The organism is Mesorhizobium qingshengii (assembly GCF_027563465.1).
GTDB lineage: Bacteria > Pseudomonadota > Alphaproteobacteria > Rhizobiales > Rhizobiaceae > Mesorhizobium > Mesorhizobium qingshengii_A.
The window spans coordinates 230,161-255,693 of sequence record NZ_JAPFQA010000003.1 but is presented as its reverse complement, the minus strand read 5'-3'; the positions used below and the strand labels follow the sequence as shown (position 1 = coordinate 255,693).

General features: G+C 63.2%; 22 protein-coding genes. 10 read left to right on the top strand and 12 right to left on the bottom strand.

Annotated elements, in window-relative coordinates:
• The first annotated feature begins 2 nt into the window (after positions 1–2).
• Positions 3–1,151, top strand: a complete 1,149-nt coding sequence (locus OOJ09_RS10190) for an isocitrate/isopropylmalate dehydrogenase family protein (RefSeq protein WP_269905095.1) — start codon at positions 3–5, stop codon at positions 1,149–1,151.
• Complete coding sequence (locus OOJ09_RS10185) at positions 1,148–2,287, top strand: alpha-hydroxy acid oxidase (RefSeq protein WP_269905094.1); 1,140 nt, start codon at positions 1,148–1,150, stop codon at positions 2,285–2,287. The genes OOJ09_RS10190 and OOJ09_RS10185 overlap by 4 nt, the downstream gene beginning before the upstream one ends.
• 159 nt (positions 2,288–2,446) lie before the next feature.
• On the opposite strand, the gene OOJ09_RS10180 is transcribed toward OOJ09_RS10185, so the two are convergent.
• The 8 genes from OOJ09_RS10180 to OOJ09_RS10145 form a co-directional block, all read right to left on the bottom strand.
• The gene (locus tag OOJ09_RS10180) at positions 2,447–4,060 is read right to left on the bottom strand and encodes an MBL fold metallo-hydrolase (RefSeq protein WP_269905093.1); all 1,614 of its coding nucleotides are present in this window, start codon (positions 4,058–4,060) and stop codon (positions 2,447–2,449) included.
• 11 nt (positions 4,061–4,071) lie between these two features.
• Positions 4,072–4,908, bottom strand: a complete 837-nt coding sequence (locus OOJ09_RS10175; protein ID WP_269905092.1) for a universal stress protein — start codon at positions 4,906–4,908, stop codon at positions 4,072–4,074.
• A 225-nt stretch (positions 4,909–5,133) separates the two neighbouring features.
• Complete coding sequence (locus tag OOJ09_RS10170) at positions 5,134–6,486, bottom strand: ferric reductase-like transmembrane domain-containing protein (RefSeq protein WP_269905281.1); 1,353 nt, start codon at positions 6,484–6,486, stop codon at positions 5,134–5,136.
• A gap of 114 nt (positions 6,487–6,600) precedes the next feature.
• A complete protein-coding gene (locus OOJ09_RS10165; RefSeq protein ID WP_269905091.1) occupies positions 6,601–7,575 on the bottom strand; it encodes an FAD:protein FMN transferase in 975 nt (324 codons plus the stop codon).
• The gene (locus OOJ09_RS10160) at positions 7,556–9,766 is read right to left on the bottom strand and encodes a PepSY domain-containing protein (RefSeq protein ID WP_269905090.1); all 2,211 of its coding nucleotides are present in this window, start codon (positions 9,764–9,766) and stop codon (positions 7,556–7,558) included. The genes OOJ09_RS10165 and OOJ09_RS10160 overlap by 20 nt, the downstream gene beginning before the upstream one ends.
• A 26-nt stretch (positions 9,767–9,792) precedes the next feature.
• Positions 9,793–10,263, bottom strand: a complete 471-nt coding sequence (locus tag OOJ09_RS10155; protein ID WP_269905089.1) for a DUF2271 domain-containing protein — start codon at positions 10,261–10,263, stop codon at positions 9,793–9,795.
• Positions 10,264–10,423: 160 nt separating this feature from the next.
• Entirely contained in the window at positions 10,424–10,954 is a 531-nt protein-coding gene (locus OOJ09_RS10150; RefSeq protein WP_269905280.1) for a cytochrome b/b6 domain-containing protein, read from the bottom strand.
• A complete protein-coding gene (locus OOJ09_RS10145; RefSeq protein ID WP_269905088.1) occupies positions 10,954–11,340 on the bottom strand; it encodes a PepSY domain-containing protein in 387 nt (128 codons plus the stop codon). Before OOJ09_RS10145 ends, OOJ09_RS10150 begins: the two co-directional genes overlap by 1 nt.
• A 146-nt stretch (positions 11,341–11,486) precedes the next feature.
• On the opposite strand from OOJ09_RS10145, the gene OOJ09_RS10140 reads away from it, so the two are divergent.
• Both OOJ09_RS10140 and OOJ09_RS10135 read left to right on the top strand, forming a co-directional pair.
• Positions 11,487–12,149 carry a response regulator transcription factor gene (locus OOJ09_RS10140; protein WP_269905087.1) on the top strand — a complete coding sequence of 221 codons (663 nt, stop codon included), beginning with the start codon at positions 11,487–11,489 and terminating at the stop codon, positions 12,147–12,149.
• Entirely contained in the window at positions 12,149–13,486 is a 1,338-nt protein-coding gene (locus tag OOJ09_RS10135; protein ID WP_269905279.1) for an ATP-binding protein, read from the top strand. Before OOJ09_RS10140 ends, OOJ09_RS10135 begins: the two co-directional genes overlap by 1 nt.
• 81 nt (positions 13,487–13,567) lie before the next feature.
• On the opposite strand, the gene OOJ09_RS10130 is transcribed toward OOJ09_RS10135, so the two are convergent.
• Together OOJ09_RS10130 and OOJ09_RS10125 are read right to left on the bottom strand one after the other, a co-directional pair.
• Positions 13,568–14,662, bottom strand: a complete 1,095-nt coding sequence (locus OOJ09_RS10130; protein ID WP_269905086.1) for an AI-2E family transporter — start codon at positions 14,660–14,662, stop codon at positions 13,568–13,570.
• Between the two features lie 179 nt (positions 14,663–14,841).
• Complete coding sequence (locus tag OOJ09_RS10125; protein WP_269905085.1) at positions 14,842–15,507, bottom strand: universal stress protein; 666 nt, start codon at positions 15,505–15,507, stop codon at positions 14,842–14,844.
• Positions 15,508–16,226: 719 nt separating this feature from the next.
• Here OOJ09_RS10125 and OOJ09_RS10120 point away from each other — a divergent pair.
• From OOJ09_RS10120 to OOJ09_RS10110, 3 genes are read left to right on the top strand one after another with little or no spacing between them, the layout of a single operon-like run.
• Positions 16,227–17,294, top strand: coding sequence for an HlyD family secretion protein (locus tag OOJ09_RS10120; protein ID WP_269905278.1), 1,068 nt, complete (start codon positions 16,227–16,229; stop codon positions 17,292–17,294).
• Positions 17,291–20,083, top strand: a complete 2,793-nt coding sequence (gene rbbA / locus OOJ09_RS10115) for a ribosome-associated ATPase/putative transporter RbbA (RefSeq protein ID WP_269905084.1) — start codon at positions 17,291–17,293, stop codon at positions 20,081–20,083. The genes OOJ09_RS10120 and rbbA overlap by 4 nt, the downstream gene beginning before the upstream one ends.
• A 1-nt stretch (position 20,084) precedes the next feature.
• Positions 20,085–21,197, top strand: a complete 1,113-nt coding sequence (locus OOJ09_RS10110) for an ABC transporter permease (RefSeq protein WP_269905083.1) — start codon at positions 20,085–20,087, stop codon at positions 21,195–21,197.
• A gap of 39 nt (positions 21,198–21,236) precedes the next feature.
• Here OOJ09_RS10110 and OOJ09_RS10105 read toward each other — a convergent pair whose 3' ends face one another.
• The gene (locus OOJ09_RS10105; RefSeq protein WP_269905082.1) at positions 21,237–21,821 is read right to left on the bottom strand and encodes a UbiX family flavin prenyltransferase; all 585 of its coding nucleotides are present in this window, start codon (positions 21,819–21,821) and stop codon (positions 21,237–21,239) included.
• A complete protein-coding gene (locus OOJ09_RS10100; protein ID WP_269905081.1) occupies positions 21,818–23,326 on the bottom strand; it encodes a UbiD family decarboxylase in 1,509 nt (502 codons plus the stop codon). The genes OOJ09_RS10105 and OOJ09_RS10100 overlap by 4 nt, the downstream gene beginning before the upstream one ends.
• Before the next feature lie 196 nt (positions 23,327–23,522).
• On the opposite strand from OOJ09_RS10100, the gene OOJ09_RS10095 reads away from it, so the two are divergent.
• Genes OOJ09_RS10095 through ubiU form a run of 3 tightly spaced genes read left to right on the top strand, consistent with a single transcriptional unit; the run spans position 23,523 to position 25,532 of the window.
• Positions 23,523–23,960 carry a hypothetical protein gene (locus OOJ09_RS10095; RefSeq protein ID WP_269905080.1) on the top strand — a complete coding sequence of 146 codons (438 nt, stop codon included), beginning with the start codon at positions 23,523–23,525 and terminating at the stop codon, positions 23,958–23,960.
• Between the two features lie 28 nt (positions 23,961–23,988).
• Positions 23,989–24,537 (top strand): ubiquinone anaerobic biosynthesis accessory factor UbiT, encoded by a 549-nt coding sequence (gene ubiT / locus OOJ09_RS10090; RefSeq protein WP_269905079.1) that lies wholly within the window; start codon positions 23,989–23,991, stop codon positions 24,535–24,537.
• Positions 24,534–25,532 (top strand): ubiquinone anaerobic biosynthesis protein UbiU, encoded by a 999-nt coding sequence (gene ubiU / locus OOJ09_RS10085; protein ID WP_269905078.1) that lies wholly within the window; start codon positions 24,534–24,536, stop codon positions 25,530–25,532. Before ubiT ends, ubiU begins: the two co-directional genes overlap by 4 nt.
• The last annotated feature ends 1 nt before the right edge of the window (position 25,533 follow it).

The following is a 25,533-nucleotide window of genomic DNA, read 5'->3' as shown; positions in this document are numbered from 1 at the left end:
CGGTGAAGGAAGTCTACGAGATCGCGGTCGTGCATGGCGACGGCATCGGCCCTGAAGTCTGCGCCGCCACCGTCGAGGTGGTGAAGGCCGCACTCGGCCCCGTCAACCCGCTGCGCTTCACCGAGTATCCGGCCGGTGCGGAGCACTTCCTGAAGACCGGCCAGAGTTTTCCCGAGCCGACTTTCCAGGCCTGCCGGGCGGCCGATGCGATCCTGCATGGCGCGGGCGGCCTGCCCGGCGTGGTCCACCCGGACGGCACCGAAGCAGGGCTGGATTTCACGCTCAGGCTTCGCTTCGAACTCGACCTCTACGCCAACATCCGCCCCATCCGACTCTTCGAAGGTGTGCCGAGCCCGTTGAGCGGGGTGAAGGCAGGCGACATCGACTTCATCATCCTGCGCGAGAACAGCGAAGGGCTTTACGCCGCGCGCGGCTCGGGTGCGCTGTTGCGCGGCGAGGTCGCTGTTGACACGCTGGTGCAGACGCGCCCCGGCATCGAGCGCATCGTGCGCAAGGCCTTCGAACTGGCGCGCAAGTCTAGCGGCGCCCCTCGCGACGGCGTGCGCCGGGTCACCTGCTGCGACAAGGCCAACGTGCTGCGCAGCTACGCCTTCTTCCGCTCCGTCTTCGACGAGGTGGCGAAGGGCTATCCCGACATCGCGACCGAGCACGCGCTGGTCGACGCCATGGCGATGCACCTCGTGCTGAAGCCCGGCCATTTCAACGTCATCGTCAGCGAGAACATGTTCGGCGACATCCTGTCCGACCTTGCCGCCGCGACGGTCGGCGGAATGGGCATGGCGCCCTCTGCCGAGATCGGCGAGACGAACGGCTTCTTCCAGGCCGCGCACGGTTCGGCTCCCGACATCGCCGGCAAGGGTATTGCCAATCCCTATGGGACGATCCTTTCGGCGGCATTGATGCTGGACTGGCTTGGCCACAAACATGGCGACGAGAAGCTCAATCGGGCCGCCGGTCGCATCCGCCGTGTGACGGAAGACTGCCTGGCTGGCGGCCTTCTCAGCGCCGACCTGAAAGGCAGCGCGTCGACCCATAAGATAGCCCATGCCGTCTGTGACCGGCTCGCGACGGTCCCGGGATTAAGCAGTCATGACCAGACCGGCGATGACGGCGGGAGAGACGTGAGGTGACAGCGCTCCATCGCATTGTCTCGGCAGAGGATTTCCGCGCCCTTGCCCACCGCCGCCTGCCGAAGTCGGTCTTCGAATTCGTCGATGGCGGGGCAGGACAGGAGCTCACCCTCAACGCCAACCGCAGCGATTTCGAGAAAATCAGGCTGCTGCCGCGTGTGCTGACCGACGTCTCCCGGCCGGACCTTTCCACATCGCTGTGGTCCGAGACCCTGCCGGCGCCGCTGGTGATCAGCCCGATGGGTTCCTGCGCACTGGTCAGGCCCGAGGCCGACATCGCCATCGCCCGGGCGGCGGCCGCGCGCGGCATCCCCTACACGCTGTCCACCATGGCAACGACGAGCATCGAACGCATGGCGAGAGCTGTCCAGGGACCGCTCTGGTTCCAGCTCTACGTGCTTAAGGATTTCGACTTCAACCGCCAGCTGGTGCGGCGAGCGGAAGAATTCGGCTATTCGACCCTGGTTGTAACCGTCGATCTGCAGGTTGGCGGCAAGCGCGAAAAGGATCTCCGGAACGGCATATCGATCCCGCTGCGCCCCTCGCCCCGGCATCTCTGGGAAGCCATGCTCCATCCTGGCTGGTCGCTACGCATGTTGCGCGGCGGGCTGCCGCGATTCGAGAATGTCCGCGGCCACCTCGGAGACACCAGCACCGGCTTGACGATCGCCGCGCGTGTCGGCAGCAACCTCCATGCCGGCTTCACCTGGGACGATTTCCGCCGGATCCGTGACTGGTGGAAGGGCCGGCTGCTGGTGAAGGGTGTCTTGCACCCGCACGATGCGGCGAACCTGGTGGCGGCCGGCGCCGACGGTATCTGGGTGTCCAACCACGGCGGCCGCCAGCTCGACGGTGCCATATCGAGCATCGATGCGTTGCCCGCCATCCACCAGGCACTCGGTGCCAGGGTGCCGATCATAATCGATTCCGGTATCCGCACCGGCATGGACATCATAAAGGCCAAGGCACGCGGCGCCCGCGCATCGGCCATCGGCAGAGCCGCCCTGTTCGGCGCCGTTGCCGGCGAGGTCGGCGCCGCAAAGGTCCTCGATATCATCCTGGACGAAATAGTAACGGGCCTCAAGCTTTGCGGACTGCCCTGTTTTGAACAAGCGGGGCCGGAACTGATAGTGTAGTGCCAAATGGATGCTCGGCACTTGGTCGAGGGAGGGTCCGCAGAGCAAAACTGCTGATCTCGGACATTTGTACCATGTCGGCTTCGCGCCGCAGGCCCGGTGATATCCGCTTTTTGGGTTTCCGGCCGCGCTACCTTAGCCTGAATATTCGAGCGGCCTCTACTGGCCGTCGGTTTCAAGCGCGCGCCGCATTCGTCTGATGACGGCGGCGCGACCTCGGTCGTCGGCCGCGGCATTGACCACCTCGGTGACGTCGAGGAGAAGTTTTGAAAGATCATTGTGCCAATCAAGGCGGGCAATCTTCTCCGGCTTCAGGCGGCGCGGCTCATTGACGTCGATCGGCAGACAGCCGCCGGGTGTCAATTGGAAAGCATCGTCCAGCCTCGGCATGATGATCCTGTCGTCGGGGATCAACCCTGCGAGCCTTCCGCGCAGGCCGCCAAGTCCAGCTTCCTCGCCATGCGTCAGGAACACCGCCTGCTTCACCGGACCTCGGGCCTTGACCCAAGCGACCAGTTCGCCGGCATCGGCGTGGCCGGAATAAAGGTCGAATAGGCTGATACGTGCCTTGACCTCGACCTCTTCGCCCTGAATGCGCACGCGCCGCGCGCCGTCGAGCAGGATCCTGCCAAGCGACCCCTGGGCCTGGTACCCCGCCATCATCACCGTGGCGTTCCTGCGCCACAGGTTTGCCTTGAGATGATGACGAATGCGCCCAGCGTCGCACATGCCGCTGGCGGCGATCACCACAAAGAAGCCAGTCAGGCGGTTGATCGCCTTGCTTTGTTCCACGGTTTCGGTGAAGCGCAGTTGGGGTGAACCGAGAGCCTGACGCAGCACGTCGCCCTGTTCGATGTCGTCGGCATGCCGCTCGAATATCGCGCTGGCGCGGGTCGCCAGCGGCGAGTCGACGAAGACCGGGGCTGTCGGCACCTCTCCTGACTTCATGAGCTGATAGAGGTCCACCAGCAATTCCTGTGTCCGCTCGACGGCGAAGGAGGGAACGATAAGCGGGCCGCTCGCCTCGGCAGCGCCACGCACCACGTCGCCGAGCATGGATCGCCGCTGTTCCGGCGAGACATCCGGACGGTCCCGGTCGCCATAGGTGGATTCGCAGACGAGATAGTCGACACCGGCCGGACCCTCCGGATCGGTCTGCAGCAGCTTGTGGCCGGGTCCAATGTCGCCTGAAAACAACAGGCGCATCGGCGTGTTCTGATGATCCAGGTCGATCTCGAGCTCGACGGAGGCGGAACCGAGCAAATGGCCAGCGTTCCAGAAGCGGGCACGAAGACCCTCGGCGACGGCGGTCCATTCGCCATATTCCAGGGCCCGGAACAAGGTCATGCATGCGGCGGCATCCTGGAGCCTGTAGATCGGCTCGACCAGCGGCAACCCGCGCTGCGCGTTGCGACGGTTCAGATGTTCCACCTCCGTCTCCTGGATATGCGCGGCATCCGGCAGCATGACCGAGCAAAGATCGATCGTGGCCCTGGTCGTATGGATCGGACCGGAAAAACCCTGCTTGACCAGTTTCGGCAGAAGGCCGCTGTGGTCGATATGCGCATGCGTCAGGATGACGGCGTCAATCGCCTCCGGCGGGAACGGGAACGCGCCATAGTTCAACGCCCGCTCGGACTTCGACCCCTGGAAGAGGCCGCAGTCGACGAGAACCCGTGCGCGCGGCGTTTCGATCTCATAGCAAGAGCCGGTAACGCCGTGGGCAGCGCCGTGGCAGCGTAGAACAGGATCGGCGCCGCGATTGCCGCTCATGCCACCGATCCCTAGTGCGACAGCAGGACAGGCAGGCGCAGGTCGGCGAGGACACCCTCCGTTGCGCCGCCGAGCACGAAGTCCCTGACCCGCGAATGGCCATATCCACCCATGACCAGCAGGTTGCCGCCGATCTTGAGGGCATGCTCCTGGAGAGCGGCGCCGATCGAACGATCTCCAGCCTGGATCGATGCGGCATCGGCCGTCAGTCCGCGCATCCTCAGGCCCTCGGCAAGGCGTTCGCCGATATCCTTTCCAGGCAGCGGCTTTTCGTCGGTCGCGCTGACGATGGTTACCCTCGAGGCCCGCTCCAGGAACGGCCGTGCGTCGGCGACGGCCCGTGCCGCCACGCGGCTGCCGTCCCAGGCGATGACGACATGGTCAAGCGCACCGACATCCATTGCGTCGGGGAGAAGGAGCGTCGGCCGGCCCGCACCGAACAGTATGGCCTCGGCGATCATGCGCGCCGCCGGATTGTCAGGTGCCAGGCCGACGAGACAGAGATCTAAGTAGCGGCACTGGTTTGCGGCGACATCGCCCATCAGGGCCGGCGCCGCCGCGATCTCCTGCGTGGTCAGGACCACCGCGCCTTGTGAGGCCTCCTTGGCCACGGCCTCCAGCAAGGTCTTGCCATGCCTGCGGCTGGTCGCCTCGACCTCCCGGATCTTGCTGGGGAGATCGAGCAGGTAGCGCGACAGCGCGTTCGAAACGTCGGGAATATCGACGTTGATGGCGATTGCATGAAGCGTCGCGTCGAGCTGCTTCACGACGGCAACCGAGTTCGCGGCAATTGCCAGGGAGTTCGCATCTGGATAGGTCGCCAGACAGAGGGTTGCCATAAGCTTCATTGGATCTCGCCTCCGTTGCCGCAGGGCCAAACGGCCACCGTTCGCAACATTCCTAGCCGGCATGGACGAGGCGGGCTTTGATCCACCGCAAATGCGTCCCAGCGGCGGTCAGGTCGCCGAAGGTTGGATGGTTGTGAGTTCATGCGGCATGCGAACAGCCCCCTCCCCGACATACCGTCAAAAAATGCCGTTTCTGCCGGACTGGAGAGAGGCTTGCGAGTACCCTTATCTCATGGCGAACAATTCCTGGTGAAACCGCTCCTCCACGGGCAACCCGTGCGCGGCAAAATCCTTGCGCAGCGCCTCGCCGAAGCCCGCGGGACCGCAGAACCAGATGCTGGCCACGTGCCATTCCGGCACTTCGGCCCGGATGCGGTCGCCAGTCAGGAGCCCATCGCGAGTGTCGACCAGGACATGCAGGCGGATGTTCGCGGCCTCGGCGTCTGCTTTCAGCTTGGCGATGGCTGCCTCGTCGTAGTCGGCGGTCGTATGAAACAGGTCGATCGCCAGTGAGGGCCGATCCGGCTTCGCATGCCGCTCCAGTGCGATGTGCTTCATGCCGGCAATGAACGGCGTGATGCCGATGCCGCCACCGATCCAGATTTGTCGCGGCTGGCCGTTATCGAAGTCGAAACAGCCATATGGCCCTTCGATCTTTACATCTTGCCCGATGCGCAGCTTTTCGCGCAACCGGCCGGTATGGTCTCCCAGTTCCTTGGTAACAAAGGTGATCCTGCGATCCTTGTCGTTCCAGCCCGAGGCGATGGTGTAGGGGTGCGCGCCTTCGGAGCTGTCCGATGTCGCGAAGGCGAACTGACCGGGCTTGTGGCCCGGCCATCCGTGCGGCACCTCGATCTCGGTCTCGAGAGCTCGTACGCCAGGATAGTAGTGAAGCGAGGCGATCCTGCCCTGAACCTTCCGGCCAGCACCGACGCGACGGAGCAGCACGATCGCCGCCGCATAGGTGCCCGCCGCCAGGAGCAGCGCCATCGCCACGCCAATCGGCGAGGTCCAGTAGCGGAACTCGGTCAGCACGACCGCGTGGAAAACCAGCACAAGATAGGCGACCGCGAGAAGGCGGTGTGTCTTGTAGAAGAGCCGGTAGGGAAAATACTTGAGCAGCGCCAAGGCGATCAGCAGCACGGCGGCATAGAATACCCATTCGCCCAGCCCTTCCGCGGAACCGCGCAAGCTCATGAAGAACGCCTCGACCGGGTTTTCGACCGCTGGTCTCTCGCCGCGTGCCGGACGCTCCAGCCAGCCCCACCCGATCGCCCATTTCGGCCCCTGGCTCCAGAGCCAGTGAACCACGGAGACAACCAATGCCGCGATGCCGAGCCACTTGTGCAAGCGGTACATCTTGTCCAACCCGCCGAACCACCGTTCCGGCCAGCGCGGACGCAGCGCCAGGACCATCGCGACGCTCATCACGCCCATGGCGATGACACCGCTGTACTGGACCATTGCACCGCGAAGAGCCATGAAACTCTCCGGTTGGAATACCGAAGGTTCGGCGGCCAGCCATAGAATGCTCAGCAGTACCAGCAGGCCCCAGAATGCAATCTTGATGTGCCGCATGGCGCTCGACGTCTTTCCCGGTAAGTCAAAGTTCACGTCTTGCGCCGCAGAGAGCAGGTGTCATTGACATCGATCAAGCGCCGCCACGACCGGCATGCTTGATTGCCGAGCGATCTATTTCGGCCCTGCGTGGGCAGGCCCGAAGACAGGGCCGACAGCGATCTGGACGAGCTCTTCGCCAGTGCGCTGGATAAACAGCGCGTCGAGGCCTTGCTTCAAAGCGAGGGCCTTTCCTTCCACCGCTCCGAGAACCATGAGCGCCGTAGCCCACGCATCGGCGTCCATGCAGCTTGAGGCGACGACCGACACCGATGCGGTTCCATTGTCAGCCGGACCGCCGCGCGATCGGTCCATCGCATGGGACAAGCGCTTTCCGCCCATATCCACCCAGTGCCGGTAGTCGCCGGAGGTCGCGACAGCGGCGTCCCGCAAGGTGATCACACCCAACGGGCCGCGTGTCTCGTAGTCGGGCTTTTCCACGGCCACCCTCCAAGGCGCGCCGTCCGGTTTGGTGCCGCACGCCTTGAGCTCTCCGTCAAGGCCGACGAGTGCGTTGGCCACTCCGAAAGCCGTGACAACCCGCATCATCTCGTCCACGCCATGACCCTTGGCGATGCCCGATAGATCCAGTTGCAATTGTGCGTGTTTGCGCGCGCGCCCATCCGCCATATCCAGTTCGAGCATCTCGTGACATGGCGGTTGCTCCTTGCGCAGGGCAGCCTGGATAGCCGCGGCGTCTGGCTTCGTCCCCACCGGACCGAAACCCCAGATATTGACCAGGCTTCCCAGGCCGATATCGAAAGCTCCTCCCGAGGCGCGCCCGATCTCCAGCCCCTTGGCCAAAACCCGCATAAGCTCGGCGGGCAGGGGCACCCAGATGCCCGGCGCCGCCGCATTCAGGCGCATCAGGTCGCTGTCCGGCTTCCATGTGGACATCTGGCGGTCGACGCGGTCGACAGCGCGGGCCAGGGCGGCCGAGAGCGCGGCGATGTCGGTCGCGGGTGGCGCATGGAGAAGCGTCGACCACCGTGTTCCCATCGTGGCGCCGCTCAACGCGTGGCGGGCAAGGTCAGTAGACATCTTCAACATACCTCCCTTGGGCCTTGAGCGCGATGGGGGTGAGGCCCGCCGGCGCGAGCACCTCGGCAAGGGCGCCCATGACCCCTGCCGCCATCTCGCGACCCCCGCACACCATGATCTGTGCACCGTCGGCGATCATGGCGCGGAGGTGATCGGCGTCTTTCCGCAGACGGTCCTGCACGTAAGTGCCACCTTTGACGCGCGAGAAGGCGGTGGTGAGGCTGGTGAGCCGCCGATCCTTGAGCCAACCGTCGATCTCGCGCCGATAAAGGAAATCCGAGAACGGATTGCGTCCGCCGAAATAGAGGTGCATCGGGCGGCCTGCGGAATTGGCGCGGATGAAGCCTGCCAACGGCCCGACACCGGTGCCAGCCCCGATCAGGACCACCGGCCTGCTTCCACGGGCGGGGCGGAAACCGGGATTCGCCTTGACGAAGGCTTCGATTGTGTCGCCCGGCTGCAATCCGTGCAGGTGGCTCGAGCACAGTCCGCCGGGATGCTTGCGTACGCATATTTCGATGAAGCCGTCGCGGGTCGAACTCGCGAGCGAATAATATCGGGGCAAGATGGAGTCCGGCGGCAGAATCCCAACCAGATCTCCAGCGGCAAACCGTGGCCATGCGCGGCCCATCAGGCGAGCCGCCAGGCTGCTCTCGGGGACGGCAAACCGGAAGACGCTGGTGGGGGCTTGCACCTCGGAGCCATAGTCGCTGCGCGAGATCAGGGTCAGGGTATGGCTCTGCGGTCGGACGGCCGTATGGACCAGCGCCAGGTCCTCGCCCATGGCTCTGGATAGGGCTTCGCCCCAGCGGGCGAACTCCTGGGCGGACTGGCGGTCGATCGTTTCAAGCGGCATCAGCGACGCCCAACCCTTCCCGGCCAGTGCCTCCTCGACATCTTGGGTGAACTGACAGAACTTCGGGAATTGCCGGTCACCAAAACCGAGGATCGCCACGGGAAAGGCGGGCGACGTCCTGACCGCTTCAAGCCGTTTCAGGAAAGACCCCGCGGTGGCCGGGGCTGCGCCATCGCCGTAAGTGGCGGTCAGCAGGAACATGCGCTCGGCCGCGCTATAGGACGTCAAAAGGCTGTCCATCGGCGCGGTATGGACCTTGTGGCCCGCGGCGGTCAGCGCCTCGTGCAACGTGCGGGCGAATCCCCACGTGCTGCCACCTTCGCTGCCGACAAGGATTACGGTATCGGCCGCCTGCGCGGCGCAGTTCCCAGCGATGCCCGGACGAGCGCGGCGGCGGGTCCACCAGACGACAGCCCCGGTTGCCCCCATGACGGGCACGCTTAATGCTGACAATCCCAGCATCAGGCCGAGCCACCACAGCCCCTGCCCCGTGTGCAGCATGTAGATGAGTTCGTGGACCTGCCGGGCGATTCCGTGGTCCTGCCACGCCAGCATCCGCCCAGTGGCCTGATCGATGACGCCTTCGCCGGTTGCCGCCTTGATGGCGTAGACATCCGTGGCATCGCCTTCATAGGGAAAGGTGAGTTCGCGCAACTGGTCCAGGTCGATCCCCTGCAGCGCGGCGATCTGATCCACGGGGAGCGGCTTCCCGCCGTTCACTTCGGTCGGTGGCGCAAGGGGCTTCGACATCCCGTCGGGGATCAGCTCGAAGGTCGCTAGCGACATGTAGAGCGCGGTGACGGAAGACAACACAAGCCCGGCAAACGCAAGCCGTCCAAACTGGACATGCAACCGCTGCGCGCCGGTGCCGCGAGCGCGGTCGAACAGATGCCGCCAGCCCCCCATGCGGCGCGCCGTCATCTGCAGTCCCGACAGGGCCAGGACAAGCATGGCCAGCGCTCCGCCACCCGCAACAATGCGGCCGCCGTCGCCCAGGAACAACGACCTGTGAAGATTGGTCACCCAACGCTCGAATCCCGATGGCGCATATTCGGAAAGGGGCTGGCCACTGACCGGGTCGACAACGACCGCGGCGGGGCGACCGTTCTCGAAATAGAACGCAATGACCTTGCCCGACGCAGTGCGTCGTATCTGCTCCACCCCCGGATAGTCGACGGCGATCCGCCCCGCCAGATCGGCAACGCTGATCTGGGCGCCGGACGCGGCCACCGCTCCAGCTCTGTCCAGTGCAGGCAGGAGCGAGAGGACCGATCCACTGAGGGCAAGGGCGCTGACCAGAAGAACAGCAAGGAGGCCTGGGAACTTGTGAAGATGCCGCAGCATGGGAAATGTCCTTGGTCCCTTGGGGGCTACATATCGTAGGTGAAGGACTGGATATAACGGCGGCCAGAGATGGCCTGACCTGCTCCACCGGATGTCAGCGGCGCGACCACTTCGGAGGGGCTGTCGCGCATGTCTTCAACCGCGGCATCGATGTGCAGTTCATAGCCCGCATCAAACAGGGCATCGGCAAGGTCGAGGGTAATCTTCAACGACCGGCCCGCTCCCACGCTTGCACCGGTGATGCCGCTGATCTCGCTGAAGTCGCCTGCCGATCCTCGGCTCCAGTCACTGAGATGGCTGTAATATTTCGACTTGCCGCCCGCCATCCACAGTGTGCCCTTGTAGGCCCCCGCAGCGTCGGTGACGTACAGCGCAAGATAGGCACCGTCGCCTCCATAGGCGTTGAGCGTTGTGGTCAACGTGACGGGGCGCGCCATGGCCAGCCCAGGTATCGTTAGCGCCGTGGTCAGGGCGAGTGTCGCAAGGAGCGATTTCATAGGTATCTCCGAAACAGCGTTGTGATGGTTCGAAACTGGACGTGCCAACTGACGCATCCCTGAAGGCCTCGAAGAATCTGCTTCAGGTCGCTGTCAGGTTCGGCGCCGGCCAATTAAAAACGCCCCGCGAGCGGGGCGTTTTGGGGTATCGGACAGGGGCTCAGGCGATGTCGGTCGGCCCCGCTTGACGCTTCCGGCCCGTGATCATGGCGCGGGCCAGATTCTCACCATGACGCCAACTGGCCAGAAGGACTCCGCCGACATGCAGCGCGACAAGAAACAGCATGCCAATCGCCAGGGCTTCGTGCCCCTCCTTCACCCATTCAACGCGGGTATATTGCGGCAAGGTCATCATCCAGCCGGTCCATGCCGTCCCGGCCATCCCCAAAAGCAGCGCCACGACCATTACGGCCCCGGCAGGGTTGTGACCAAGATGTCGGGGCTCGGATCCGGCGACCATTGCCCTGAGATAGCCGATCACTGTACCAGGCCCTTTCAGAAACTGGGCAAAGCGGGCATAGCGAGAGCCGACGAATCCCCAGATCAACCGGAACCCGATCAGGCCAGCGGCAACATAGCCGGCCTGCTCATGCAGCGTATTGCTTTCCTCCGCCGACAGCCAGGCAATGGCGAAGCTGGCAACGAGGCTCCAGTGGAAGATACGGACCAGCGGGTCCCACACGCGAACCATCATTTCACCTCTACTTTCGGAGCCGAGTTATTGTTGAACAGGCCGTTGTTGGGCGGAGTGACAGTGCCGGCGGGCGCCGGATTCTGGCTGGCGCCGCCGCGATCCTCATCCTCGTCATCATCGCGTTGCAAGTCGACGATTGCCAGCGATCCGGGATCGACTTTTACCTCGATCTCGCGGCCGTTCTCGTCCCGCCCCTTGATCTCGTAGCACCCGTCATCCGTCTTGATCCGGCGGACCGTCCAGCCTCGTGCCTCCGCCATCTTCTGGACTGCTTCGCGCGGCTGCCAGTTCGTCATGGGCAGGTTGCAGTCATCGCCGGCGACCGCCAAGCTGGCGCCCATTGGACTTAGAAAAAATGCGGCGATCAGAATGGTGCTTTTCATGTCTCTCGCTCCCGTTCGGGGTTTGGATGCGATCCATGTAAGCTCCCATTCTGACGGGTAGCTGAAGCTGATCCGGTCTTTCTCTTCAGGTGGCTGTCAGCTTTCGGCCGTAATCGGTATGCCAAGGAATTTGATGGAATTCGTAGATGCGGATACTGTTGATTGAAGACGATACGATCCTTGGCGCCGCGGTTCGCGACCAGATCAATGCGGACGGTCACTCGGTGGACTGGGTTACGCGGCTTGACGCGGCAGCCGATCACGTCAACAGCGCGGCCTATGACCTGCTTCTGCTGGATCTGATGCTGCCGGATGGGCGCGGGATCGGCTTTCTGCGCGACCTTCGCAAGAAGGGCGACGTCACGCCGGTGATTATCCTGACCGCGCTCGATCAGATCTCCGACCGTATCGAGGGACTGAATGCGGGCGCTGACGACTACATGGTCAAACCCTTCGATCTTTCAGAACTCTCGGCACGGTTGGGTGCCGTTGCGCGGCGCTATTCTGGCAACCCAAACCCGCTCGTTGAGATTGGCGAACTGCGGATCGATCTGGCTGCAAGGTCAATCACACGCTCAGGCAGGAGCGTTACCTTGACTGCCCGTGAATGGGCCCTGTTCGAAACCTTCGTGCAACGCCCTGGCCTGATCTTGTCCAAGGCGCAACTGGAAGAGCGGCTGTATTCTTTCGGCGCCGAAGTGGAGAGCAACACCATCGAAGTCCATGTCAGTCGGCTGCGCAAGAAGCTTGGCCACACGATCATCGATACAGTTCGCGGCGTGGGCTATCGACTCGGGACCGCGGCATGATGATGGTGCCGCGAAGTCTGCAGGGGCGGCTTGCTCTTTGGCTGGGATTGGTATTTGCGCTGCTATGGGTCGTGGCAACGCTCGTAACGTCGCGAAATCTGCACCACCAGATGGACGAGGTTTTTGACAGCGCCCTGGAGGAAACAGCCCAGCGCATCCTTCCGCTGGCCGTCCTGGACATAATCGGGCGCGACGGCGCGGGAGGCACGCAGAGCGTGGCTACCCTACGCCCGCACGATGAGTATTTCACCTATGTGGTGCGTGACGCCAAAGGCACGGTCCTGCTTCGCTCGCACGAGGCCGACGATGCCGTCTTTCCACCCTTTTCCACGATGGGCTTCGTAAATACGTCAACGCATCGCATCTACTTCGATGCCGCGTTGCAAGGCACGGTCACCATCGCGGTGGCGGAACCCCTGGCCCACCGCCGCGAGGTTACGAATGAGGTACTCGTCGGGCTCGTCTTGCCCCTCGGCCTGCTTGTGCCGCTAAGCCTGCTGGGCATCTGGGGAGTTGTCCGAGCCTCGATGGCGCCGATCCGAGCATTTCGGAAAGGTATCGAGATGCGCGGCGGCGGAGACCTCGCGCCGGTGGCGGCCGATGGAGTGCCTTCCGAGATCAAGCCCATAGCGGAGGCCGTGAACCATCTTCTGGACCGGCTCCGCCGAGCGATCGACGCCGAACGCAGCTTCACCGCCAATTCCGCTCATGAACTGCGCACGCCGGTGGCCGCTGCGCTGGCTCAGACACAAAGGCTGGTCGCCGAGACGACCGACAAAGCGGCCCGTAACCGGGCGCTGGAAATCGAAAGTGCATTGCGGCGGCTCTCTCGCCTGTCGGAAAAGCTGATGCAGCTGGCGAAGGCGGAAGGTGGACGAATTCAGGCGATGAAAGCGACGGATATCGCGCCGGTTCTGGGTATGGTCGTGGATGAAATAGCAAGAGGCACTCATGCGGCCGGACGGATTGACGTGAGCATGCCCGCCTCCCCGGTCCTGTCCGACATTGATCCGGACGCATTTGCCATTCTTGCGCGAAACCTGATCGAAAACGCCCTGAAACATGGGCCGCAGGACGAACGCGTGCACGTTGCCTTGTCCCAGGACGGGGCGCTGACGGTCGCCAACGGAGGGCCGCCTGTCCCACAGGCACTGCTCGTGCGCCTCTCGCGGCCATTCGAGCGTGGTCGCACAACCGCGGACGGCACCGGGCTTGGTCTTGCCATTGCCAAGGCAATTGCGTCTGGTGCGGGCGGAGAACTGACGCTGACTTCCCCCTTGCCTGGACAGTCGAGCGGCTTCGAGGCCCGGTTCTCCACCGGCAAGCGTTCGGGATAGTGGCCTCTCGCCGCTGCCAAAGCCATCGCAGGGTCGCGCGATCCGCCAAGTCCGAATTCCAGTTGGCCCGCCGCGGCGCGCTCAATCGGCTCCAGCCTGATGCGATAGCTCTGTGCCGCCCCCTGGACCAGATCCGGTCTCGGGTTGGTCGCTCAACCGCTTCTTGAGGATGTCAATGAGGCTGATGGCGACGGCTATCGCCGCAGGGCCGAGGACGAGCCCGGATGCTCCGAACAGGACGACGCCGCCGACCGCGCCGATGAAGGCCACCACCGTATGGAGCCGCAACCGGTTCCCGACAAGCATCGGATAGAGCAGATTATCGATGCCCGCGACGATGACGCCGCCCCACAGGGCCAGTGTCACGGCGCTGGCCCAGGCCCCCTCCAGCGCGAGATAGATAGCCGCCGGCACCCAGATCACGAACGCGCCCAGCACGGGCACGATGGCCAGAAGTCCCATCACCAGGCCCCAGAAGACCGGAGTGGGCAAGCCGAGCCACCAGAACATCAGGCCGCCCAGAGCCCCCTGCACGGCGGCGACGAACACGGTGCCGACAAGGGTCGCATGTACGGTCTCGGCAAAGCGGGACAAGATATGGGCCGTCTCCGGCGCGTCTAGGGGTGAGAGGCTCTCGACGCCCCGAAGGGCCTGTTGGCGATCCCGCAGAAAATAGAACAGCAGATAGAATGTCAGGACAAACATCACGACCTGATTGATCGAACCGCGCAACAGCGACGTGCTTTGTCCCGTCAGCCATTGTGCGAACGCGGCGACCGACCCGGCCGGATCGAGCCTGTCCTCGATCCACACGACAATGGCCGAAAGCGTGGGATAGTTCGACACGAAGCCATCCGCGTTCCAGCCACGGATGACCCCCTCGATATAGGTGGCTCCGTTTATCGCCTCGCGAACAATCTGCTGCGCTACGAAGACCAGCGGCAAGCCCACGGCAACCGCCGCAACGCTGACCGATATCAGTGCGGCCAAGGTTCGATTTCCGAGCCTGCCTTCGACCCACCGATGGGCCGGATAAAGGACGATTGCCAGCACCAACGCCCAGGTCAGTGCGGGCAAGAACGGCAGAGCCAGCAGGTAGCAGACATACAGGCAGATCGCCGTCGCGACCAGGACACCGAGCAATCTCAATTGTTTCCTGTCGGGTATCTGTTTCATGTCGGACATCTGTCTCGGCTTGGGCATCTCTGGCTGTCTCACAGGCAAGCGAGCCTATCGGGTTTCCCAACAAAGGGGCAGCGTCCATGCCTCACGGCGGAGCCGCCGTCGGCGGGCAAGCCAATGTATCGACCACGGAACCGACAAATGACCATGAACAACGCGTCCGCACACTCGGTTCAGTGTGAGAAGAGCACCGGCAGCCTGAGATCATCGAGCACATCCTCGGTTGCCCCACCCAACACGAAGTCGCGAATGACAGAATGGCCATAGCCGCCCATCACCAACAGATTGGCCCCGCGCTCAAGCGCATGCACCTGCAGGCCGATCCCGACCGGGTAGTCTCCGATGTCGATGGAGGCGGCTTCGGCGGCCAGCCCTCTGCTCCTGAGACCCCCGGCCAGGCCCTCGGCGCCATCTTCTTTCGCAAGCGGCTTTTCGTTGACGACGGTGAACACCGTGATCTTCGACGCCCTTTCAAGGAAGGGCTTCGCGTCCGCGACCGCGCGCGCCGCAACGCGGCTCCCATCCCAGGCGATGGCAACATGACCGATCGTCCCGATGGTCAGGGCCTCCGGCAAGAGAATGGCGGGACGGCCGGAACCGAACATGACGGCTTCCGCCGTCGCCCGTGAAGTTGAGTTGCCGGTTTCCCATCCGTGCAGCGAGATATCGAAATACCGTGCCTCTATCGCCGCGGCCTCGCCAGTCAGCAACAGCGCGGCCGACGATATGCCGGTGGTCAGCTTCACCGGTTTCTTCGCGGCTTCTTCGCGAATCTTCTCGAGCAGGTGCTCGCCGCGCTGGCGGCTCGCCGCTTCGGCTTCGCGGATGATCTCGGGCAATTTGGGCAATAGCCGCGACATGACGGTCGAGGCGTTTGAAATATGGGCGCCGATAACTTCGGCGTGAAGGTCAGCGCCCAAATATGCCGCAATCGCCGTCGCGTTGGATGCGATCGCATCCGAGTTGCTGTCCGGGTATGTGACAAGAGGGAGAAACGCCTGCAACTTCACGGGTCAAAACCTCGATTGGATCGACGGCAACGAGTGCGTGGCGCCGTCAAAGACCCACAGTTAGGCCTTATCGGCCACGAACCTTTGATATGGCTCAAATCGGCCAGCCTGAAGCAACACTGGCGTCGGCGCCGGGCTTGTTGCGTCACGGAGGTTTGGTCGTGTCCACGCAAACCGGCGGATTCCGCCGCAGACTCCCACGCCACGCACTCCGACGACATCGGGCACGCAGGCGGGCCTGTACGGGGTCGACCGAAGCGCCGCGGCGAACGATGTCGGCGTCCAGACAGTTCAGGCGCCCGCCAACGATTGACGCGGATCAAGGCCGTCGCGGCTGCTCTCTGGTTTGGCTTCGTGTAATCAGCCCCCCAAGCGGAGTCCTCGCCATGGTCGACATCACATCAAGCCCTGAACAAATCAGATCCGCTTCGCCCGAACTGCGGCGATGGCAGGGGCATGAGATTCGCGCGCGCCCTTGTGGAGGAAAACGCCCCGAATCCGGGGAGAGCTTTTCCGAAGCCGGCCGGTGCCGCGGGAGTCCTTCGGTGATGAACTCTCGGCGGATATGGCTGATCGCTGGCCTTCTGATCGCTCTTGGCGCGGGTGGTTACTACGCATGGCAGAAATCCAGGGCCGGCAATCTGCCGGAAGGCATAGCGAGCGGGAATGGCCGCATAGAAGCGGTCGAGATCGACGTGTCGACGAAAGCGCCGGGCCGGATCAAGGAAATCCTTGTCGATGAAGGCGATTTCGTCAAAGCTGGCCAAGTGCTTGCCCGCATGGACACCGTGCAGCTGGAGGCCCAGCGCCGTCAGGCCGGAGCGCAGTTGCAACGCGCTGCAATCGGCGTGGAGACCGCCAACAGCCTGGTGACGCAGCGCGAAGCCGAAAGAACGGCCGCGGCCGCGGTCGTCGCACAGCGCGAAGCCCAATTGGACGCCGCGGAACGCACGCTGGTGCGCACTGAGCAGCTTGCCACCAACAATACCATTTCCCAGCAGGTTCTCGACAACGACCGCGCAACCGCGCAGGGGGCAAAGGCTGCGGTGGCTGCGGCGCAAGCGCAGCAAGCGGCAAGCGATGCCGCCATCAACGCCGCAAAGGCTCAGGTCATCGACGCCAAGGCGGCGGTCGACGCGGCCCAGGCCGCGATCGAGAGCATCGATGCCGACATCGACGACTCCACGCTCAGGTCTCCGCGCGACGGACGAGTGCAGTACCGGGTGGCGGAGCCTGGAGAAGTCCTGTCCGCCGGTGGGCGCGTGCTCAATCTCGTCGATCTCGGCGACGTCTACATGACGTTCTTCCTGCCGACGGCCCAGGCAGGCCGTGTGGCGATCGGCACGGAGGTCCGCCTCGTGCTCGACGCAGTCCCGCAATATGTGATCCCTGCCAAGGCCACCTACGTCGCTGACGTCGCCCAATTCACGCCAAAAACGGTCGAGACCGAGGAAGAGCGCCTGAAGCTGATGTTCCGGATTAAGGCGCAGATTTCACCGGACCTGCTGCGCAAGTACATCCAGCAGGTGAAGACCGGCTTGCCGGGCATGGCCTATATCCGGCTGGATCCGCAGGTTGCGTGGCCGGCCAAACTCCAGGGAAAGCTCGCTCAATGAGCGCGTGGCCGAGCGCCACCGCAAGCCTTCCTTCACAGCCGGTCGCACGGCTGGAGGGGGTCGGCCATTCCTATGGCAGGGCCCGGGCGCTGGACGGCATCACATTGGACATACCTGCCGGCTGCATGGTTGGCCTGATCGGGCCCGACGGCGTCGGCAAGTCCAGTCTGCTTTCCTTGATCGCGGGAGCGCGGGCAATACAGCAAGGACGAATCGAGGTGCTTGGCGGCAACATGGCCGACGTCCGCCATCGACAGATCACGTACCCCAGGATTGCGTATATGCCGCAAGGCCTGGGCAAGAATCTCTATCCGACGCTGTCCGTCTTCGACAACATCGACTTCTTCGGACGCTTGTTCGGGCATAGCCGGGATGAGCGGGAGCGCCGCATCGGCGAGCTTCTGCAGAGCACGGGGCTGGCGCCCTTCACTGCCCGACAGGCAGGCAAGCTTTCCGGTGGCATGAAGCAGAAGCTCGGCCTCTGCTGCGCCCTTATCCATGATCCCGACCTCCTCATCCTTGACGAGCCAACGACCGGTGTCGATCCTTTGTCGCGTCGTCAGTTCTGGGAGCTGATTGACCAGATCCGCCGCGGTCGCCCTGGAATGAGCGTCATTGTTGCAACCGCCTACATGGAGGAAGCCGCCCGATTCGACTGGCTGATCGCAATGGACGGGGGCCGCGTGCTGGCTTCCGGATCGCCGTCGGAGCTGCTTGAGCGGACAGGCGCGCCTGACCTCGACGAGGCCTTTATCGCACTCCTTCCGCAGGAAAGGCGGGACGGCTATCAACAGGTGGTCATCCCGCCCCGGCCCGTGGGCACCGACGGCGAAGCTGCCATCGAGGCGGAACATCTCACCATGCGGTTCGGCGATTTCACCGCCGTCGACGACGTGAGTTTCCGTATCGAGCGGGGCGAGATCTTCGGCTTCCTGGGCTCGAATGGCTGCGGCAAGACGACCACCATGAAGATGCTGACCGGTCTGCTTCAGGCAAGCGAAGGCAAGGCCCGGCTCTTCGGACGCGAGATAGACCCGAATGACATCGAAGTTCGGCGGCGCGTCGGCTACATGTCGCAGGGATTCTCGCTTTATTCCGAGCTGACGGTCCGTCAGAACCTCGAACTTCATGCCCGCCTCTTCGGCATGGCTCCAGACGCCATCCCACAAAGGATCGCGGAGATGGCGCAGCGCTTCGATCTCGCCGGCCATATGGACGCGCTTCCCGATGCCCTGCCGCTCGGAATCCGGCAGCGGCTGTCGCTTGCCGTGGCGATGATCCACTCCCCCGATATCCTGATCCTCGACGAACCGACATCCGGTGTGGACCCGGTCGCCCGCGACGGGTTCTGGCAAATCCTCTCCGAACTATCGCGCAAGCAGAACGTGACGATCTTCGTCTCGACGCACTTCATGAACGAGGCGGAACGTTGCGACCGTGTTTCGTTGATGCATGCAGGCAGGGTTCTCGTCACCGATACGCCGGCGATGATCGTCCAGAACCGCGCGGCGCCGACGCTTGAAGAGGCTTTCATCCGCTATCTGGAGAGCGCGGCCGGCGCGAAGGAGACCGCATCGCCAGATGCCGGGACTGAACCGGGACGCCCCGCCGGCACGCCGGAAGGGTGGACGAAGCATCCGCGGGAAAAGCGTGGCAATCGCTTCTTCGATCCCCGCCGCATGTTCGCCTACACGCGGCGCGAGGCGCTCGAACTCCTGCACGATCCGATCCGCGCCACGCTCGCCATCGTCGGCACGCTCGTCCTGATGCTCGTCGTGGGCTACGGCATCAACATGGACGTGGAGAACATGACGTTCGCCGTCCTCGACCACGACGATACGGCAATCAGCCGCGACTACGTGCAGCAAATCGCCGGCTCGCGATATTTCACCGAAAAGGCGCCTATCTCGGACTACGCCGATCTTGACCGGCGCATGGAAGACGGCGAACTCAGCCTGGCGATCGAGATTCCGCCCGGCTTCGGCCGCGACCTGGCGCGCGGCCGCAACGTTACCATCGGCGCGTGGATCGACGGCGCCATGCCGACGCGCGCCGAGACCGTGCGCGGGTACGTCCAAGGCATGCACGCGGGCTGGCTTGCGCAGAAGGCACGCGAAATCTATGGCGACGCGGCCACGGTCGGCAATTTTCAGCTGGCGATCCGCTACCGCTACAACCCAGATGTCCGGAGCCTCGATGCCATTGTTCCGGCAGTGATCCCGATGCTTCTCCTGTTGATACCGTCGATGCTGGCCGTGCTGAGCGTCGTGCGCGAAAAGGAACTCGGCTCGATCATCAATTTCTACGTCACGCCGGTCACAAGGTTCGAGTTCCTGCTCGGCAAGCAGATTCCCTATGTCGTGCTCGCGATGCTGAACTTCCTGCTGCTGACGGCCTTTGCCATCTTCATCTTTGGCGTGCCATTCACCGGCAGTTTTGCAACCTTCGCCGCCGCCGCGTTTCTTTATGTCATCGTCACGACGGGGATGGGGCTGCTGCTCTCGACCTTCATGAGCAGCCAGATCGCGGCGATCTTCGGAACCGCGCTGGCCACGATGATCCCGGCCTCGCAATATTCGGGCATGATCGATCCCGTCTCGTCGCTCCAGGGCGTGGGTGCCTTCATTGGCCAGATCTATCCGACGACCTATTTTGTCATCATCTCGCGTGGCGCCTTCTCGAAGGCACTCGGCTTTGACGACCTTTCCAGCGCGTTCTTGCCACTCCTCATCGCCATCCCCGTGTTGCTCGGCCTCGGAGCGGCACTTCTCAGGAAACAGGCCCGCTGAAATGCGTTTTGCCAACATCTTACACCTCGGCATCAAGGAACTGCGCGGCCTTGCGCGGGATCCGATGCTGCTCGTGCTGATCGCCTATGCTTTCACCTTGGCGATCTACACAGCGTCCAAGGCGATGCCGGAAACCCTCAATCGCGCGCCGATCGCGATCGTCGACGAAGATCAGTCGCCGCTGTCCTCGCGCATCGTAACCGCGTTCTACCCTCCCTTTTTCACGGTGCCGCAGCTCATCTCCCAGCCCGAAATGGACAGGCGCATGGACTCCGGCATGGACACATTCGCGCTCGATATCCCTCCGAACTTCCAGCGCGATCTCCTGGCCGGCAGATCGCCCACGATCCAGCTCAATATCGATGCGACCCGCATGTCGCAGGCCTTCACCGGCGGGGGATATGTCCAGTCGATCGTATCGGGGGAAGTGAGCGAATTCCTGGATCGCTATCGCGCCGAGACCGTGCTGCCTGTCAATCTTGACTTGCGCGCGCGTTTCAATCCCGAACTCAACAAGGGATGGTTTGGCGCCATCACCGATGTGATTTCCTCGATCACCATGCTCTCGATCATCCTCACCGGCGCGGCACTCATCCGCGAGCGCGAGCATGGAACGATCGAACACCTGCTGGTCATGCCGGTAAAGCCGTTCGAAATCATGATGAGCAAGGTCTGGTCGATGGGTCTCGTCGTGCTGGTGGCTTCCGGCCTGTCGCTGGTCCTAGTCGTGCAGGGCCTGCTCTCCGTACCCACGCACGGATCCGCGCTGCTGTTCATGACCGGAGCGGCCCTGGACATATTCGCCATGACCTGTCTGGGGATCTTCCTTGCGACCATCGCGGGCTCGATGCCGCAATTCGGTTTGCTGCTGATGATGGTGCTTCTGCCGCTTCAGTTGCTGTCCGGCGGTGTCACGCCGCGTGAGAGCATGCCCTGGATCATCCAGGCCATCATGTTTGCCGCGCCCAACACGCACTTTGTCATACTGGCCCAAGCCGTCCTGTTCCGGGGTGCCGGCCTGGACGTCGTCTGGCCGCAGCTCGCGGCATTGCTGGCCATTGGCACCGGGCTATTCGCCTTTTCGCTTCGCCGGTTTCGCCAATTCCTGAAATAGGCTCGGATGAGGGGCGTTCAAAGTGCGCGTCGATAAAGCTCATCCGACGCTGACGCTGTTTTCGCCCCACCGTGTCAGCTTGTTGCCAGGATCCACGCCCGCCCAGCTAACCAGCCGGGCAGCCATCTCGACCACCATTTCCTCAATCGAGGCGAGCTTGACGTAGAATGGCGGCACTGGCGGCGCGATGATCGCCCCCATCCGGGCCAGCCTGAGCATCGCGTCGAGGTGCCCTTCATGGAGCGGCGCCTCGCGCGGCACGATGACGAGCCGGCGCTTTTCCTTCAGCACGACATCGGCGGCCCTTGTAAGGAGGTTGTCGCCCAACCCATGCGCCATCGCCGCCAGGGTCCGCATCGAACAGGGAACGACGATCATGCCATCCGTTCTGAAAGAGCCGCTGGCAATGGGTGCGGCCAGGTCCTGAAAGGAATAAGCGTGGTTGGCGACGGACGTCAGTTGGGCAAGGCCGTCGACGCCGAGCTCATGGGCGACGGTCAATCGCGCGCCCTTGGAAACGACGAGATGCGTCTCCACCCCGGCCCTGACCAGTTGACGAATGGTTTCCAGCGCGAGCACGGAGCCGGATGCACCGGTGACACCGATTATCAGCCGTTTGGTCATTCTTGCCCCTGAGCGGTCGTTCGCGAAAAAAACTCGTTCCATCGTTGGGATACCTGCTCCTCGATATCGGCTGACATCGTCAGCGCCTTTCCCCATTCGCGAGAGGTCTCCGATCCAATCTTGCGCGTCGCATCGAGCCCGATCTTTCCTCCAAGCCCCTCGAGCGGTGACGCGAAGTCGAGCTGGTCGATGGGGGTCCGATCCACCTGCATCAGATCGCGCGAGGGATCCATGCGGGTGGCGACCGCCCACATCACGTCCGGCCATGATCTGATGTCGATGTCGTCATCCACCACGACGATCATCTTGGTCATCGAGAACTGCGGCAGCAGGGACCAGAACCCCATCATCACGCGCCTGGCCTGTCCGGCATATTTCTTGGCGATCGAGATAACGGCAATCCTGTAGGAGCAGGCTTCCGGCGGAAGCCACACGTCGACGATTTCCGGTATTTGCTGGCGCAGGAGCGGCTTGTAGACATCGAGCAGCGCCTCGCCGAGGACCGAGGGCTCGTCGGGCGCGCGCCCGGTGAACGTGGTCAGGTAATTTGCCCCGTCACGGACGCGAACGCGCTTGAGGTTGAATACGGGGTATCGTTCTGGCGCGTTGTAATATCCGGTGTGGTCGCCGAAGGGTCCCTCGAGCGCGGTCTCCGTTGGAGAGACGACACCTTCAAGCACGATTTCCGCACTGGTTGGCGCGTGAAGCATGATGCTCTTGCAGGGCGCCAATCCGACTCGGCGATTGTTGATCATCCCGGACAGTGCCAGTTCCGACACGCCTTCGGGCGCCGGCATCACCGAGGCGATCAACGTGGCGGGGTCCGCCCCGATGACAACCGCCACCGGCATCTCGAGGCCCCGCGCCTGCCACATGCGATAGTGGGCGGCGCCGCCTCGCATGGGCAGCCATCGTACGATGGCGCGATCACCAGCAAGAACCTGCATGCGATATACGCCCAGATTGTATGTGCTCGGATCGTCCTCGCCAGGTGGGCGAGTGATAACCACGGGCCATGTTATCAGGGGGCCGGCGTCTCCTGGCCAACAAGTCTGGACGGGAAGAATCGAAAAATCCGGATCGGCGTCCCGCCACTCTCCTGGCGGGGAAACGATCTTCGGCCGCGCCGCGAAGGCTCCACGCGCCACCGGCAGCATCTGTCGGGCCTGGCGAAGGTTCCGCGGGGCCCGAGGCGATCTCATCCACGCAAGAAGCGCGCCGAGGGTCTCCAGTCCGTGAAGGTCGGTGCCAAGGCCCCAGGCGACGCGTTCCCGGGTACCGAAAAGATTCGCGACGACTGGAAAGGCCGACCTGACGCCGCGATCGTCGATGGGCGTGGTCAGGCGCAGCGCCGGGCCTTTCGCGGCGATCACCCGCCTGTGGATCTCGGTCAGTTCGAGCCGTGTCGAAACAGGCACCCCGACGTCCTGTAGTTGTCCATTCCCATCCAGGTACGAAAGAAATGAGCCGAGGTCCGAAAACGACGGGAGGCAGCGGTGATGCATGGCGAATTCCGGCTCGACCGGATCGTCGGGCGGACAATTTTGCCATGAGCGCCAACGAGAAACTTTGCGCTAGCGCAAAGAGCGATCGATCCGTCCACGCTAATTTTCGAAGTCGGTACCGTACGGCAGCGGTCGCCCAACAATAGCGGGCGGGCGGACCATCGTTGGCGGCGCCGGGCAATAATGAGGGATTCACATGGCCGGCAATCTCATCAGCGAAACCCTCGAAGCTTGGCGGTCCGTAATTTCCCTTCTCGCGGACCGCCGGCGGAGCAGGGCAGCGACAAGAGAATTTTGGGCAATGGGTATGGATGAGTGCACGGGCATTCTGAATGACATCGGTCTGTCGCGAAGTGAATTCGATGATGCCATGCGGTTGCCGTACGCCTCGGAAGACCTGCTTTCTTCGGCGATGCGTTCAGTCGGCATCGATCCGGACAGTTTTCAATCGCTGCAAGCGCACTGTTTCATGTCACGCACTTGCATCACCTGCCCGCATCGCCGCCAGTGTCATGGTCACTTGGCCGCCTTCGATTTCGAAAGCCACTATCAGGATTTCTGTCCGAACAGCCAGAATTTCGCAGATTTGCTCAGGAACGGACCCAGCACGCAATCCGCCGCGAAATCCGCTTGAGCGACCTCATTAGGACAGGATGCACTGAATGGTGACGGGAAACACGGAACCGAGATTGCCGGCGGTCGTTCGCCATCTTTTCCCGGCCTTCGCCGGCTTGCCTCTTGGGCCGCTGCTCACGCTGTCCCTGCGCTCTTTGGCCGGGCGGCAGCCTCGATTGTTCGACCGCCTGGGCGAACATCGAACAGCTTGCTATTTCATCGACCCGATCGACCTCGCCTTCGCCTTTACCGTCGTACCGGATGCAGAGCGCTCGATCGTTCGTGTCGTCAGGAAAAGTGAGGCCGCGACATCAAGCGTCCAGATCAGGGGACCTATTTTGACACTGTTGAGCCTGCTCGACGGCACGCTCGACGGCGACGCGCTTTTCTTCAGCCGGATCATCTCGATCAGCGGCCGCACCGAGGCGGTGCTCGCGCTAAGGAACACGATCGAGGATGCCGAGCTTCGCCCGGCGGATTTGCTCGGCTTGCGCGGCGCACTGGCTCGTCTTGTCGATACGGGAATTCTCGGTGCGCTGGGTGTCGTGCGCCAGATGGCCGATCGCAACTCCAGAGACAAGGCACCAGAGGCATGACAAGCGGACGCATGGAACTTGTCTGCCCGGCCGGAACCCCCGCTACGCTGAGGGCAGCCGTCCAGGCAGGCGCGGACGCAGTCTATTGCGGATTTCGCGACGAAACGAATGCCCGGAATTTCCCGGGACTCAACTTCTCCGCGGAAGAACTGGCCGAGGGCGTCCGCTTCGCGCATGACCACGGCAGCAAGGTTCTGGTCGCCATCAACACCTTCGCGCGGGTCAATGATGTCGGCCTGTGGAAGAAGGCCGCGGACACGGCGGCCGAATGCGGCGCGAATGCGATCATCGCGGCGGACATCGCCGTCCTCGACCACGTCGCGAAAAACCACAAGCAGGTTCGTCTTCATCTCTCCGTACAGGCGGCGGCCGCGACGCCGGAGGCAATCGGATTCTACGCGACCAGTTTCGGCATCCGTCGCGTCGTCCTGCCGCGGGTGCTTTCGGTTCAGGAGATCGCGGCGCTCAACCGTGCGATCGAGGTGGAAACGGAAGCATTCGTGTTCGGCGGCCTTTGCGTGATGATCGAAGGCCGATGCTATCTCTCTTCATACGCGACAGGAAAATCGCCAAACCTGAATGGCGTCTGTTCGCCACCCGAAATGGTGAGTTACGACGACGAGCCGAACAGCACGGCGGCGCGGCTTTCAGGGTTCACGATCGACCGCTACGAGCCTGGCGAGCCGGTGGGCTACCCCACCTTGTGCAAGGGCAAATTCAAGGCCGGCGGCAAGACCTCCTATTTGTTCGAGGATCCCGTCAGCCTGAACGCCGGCGGGATGATTGCCGGGCTGAAAGCCGCCGGCGTAACCGCCTTGAAGATCGAAGGACGCCAGCGTGGCAAAGGTTACGTCACGGAAGTGGTCCGTGCCTTCCGGAAGGCCGTTGACGCCGTCGAGCAAGGTGGCGACGCGATCGAGATCGATCGGATTCTTGCTGGTCAGTCGGAAGGTTCCCGGCAGACGGCGGGAGCGTACAGCAAGAAGTGGAGATAGC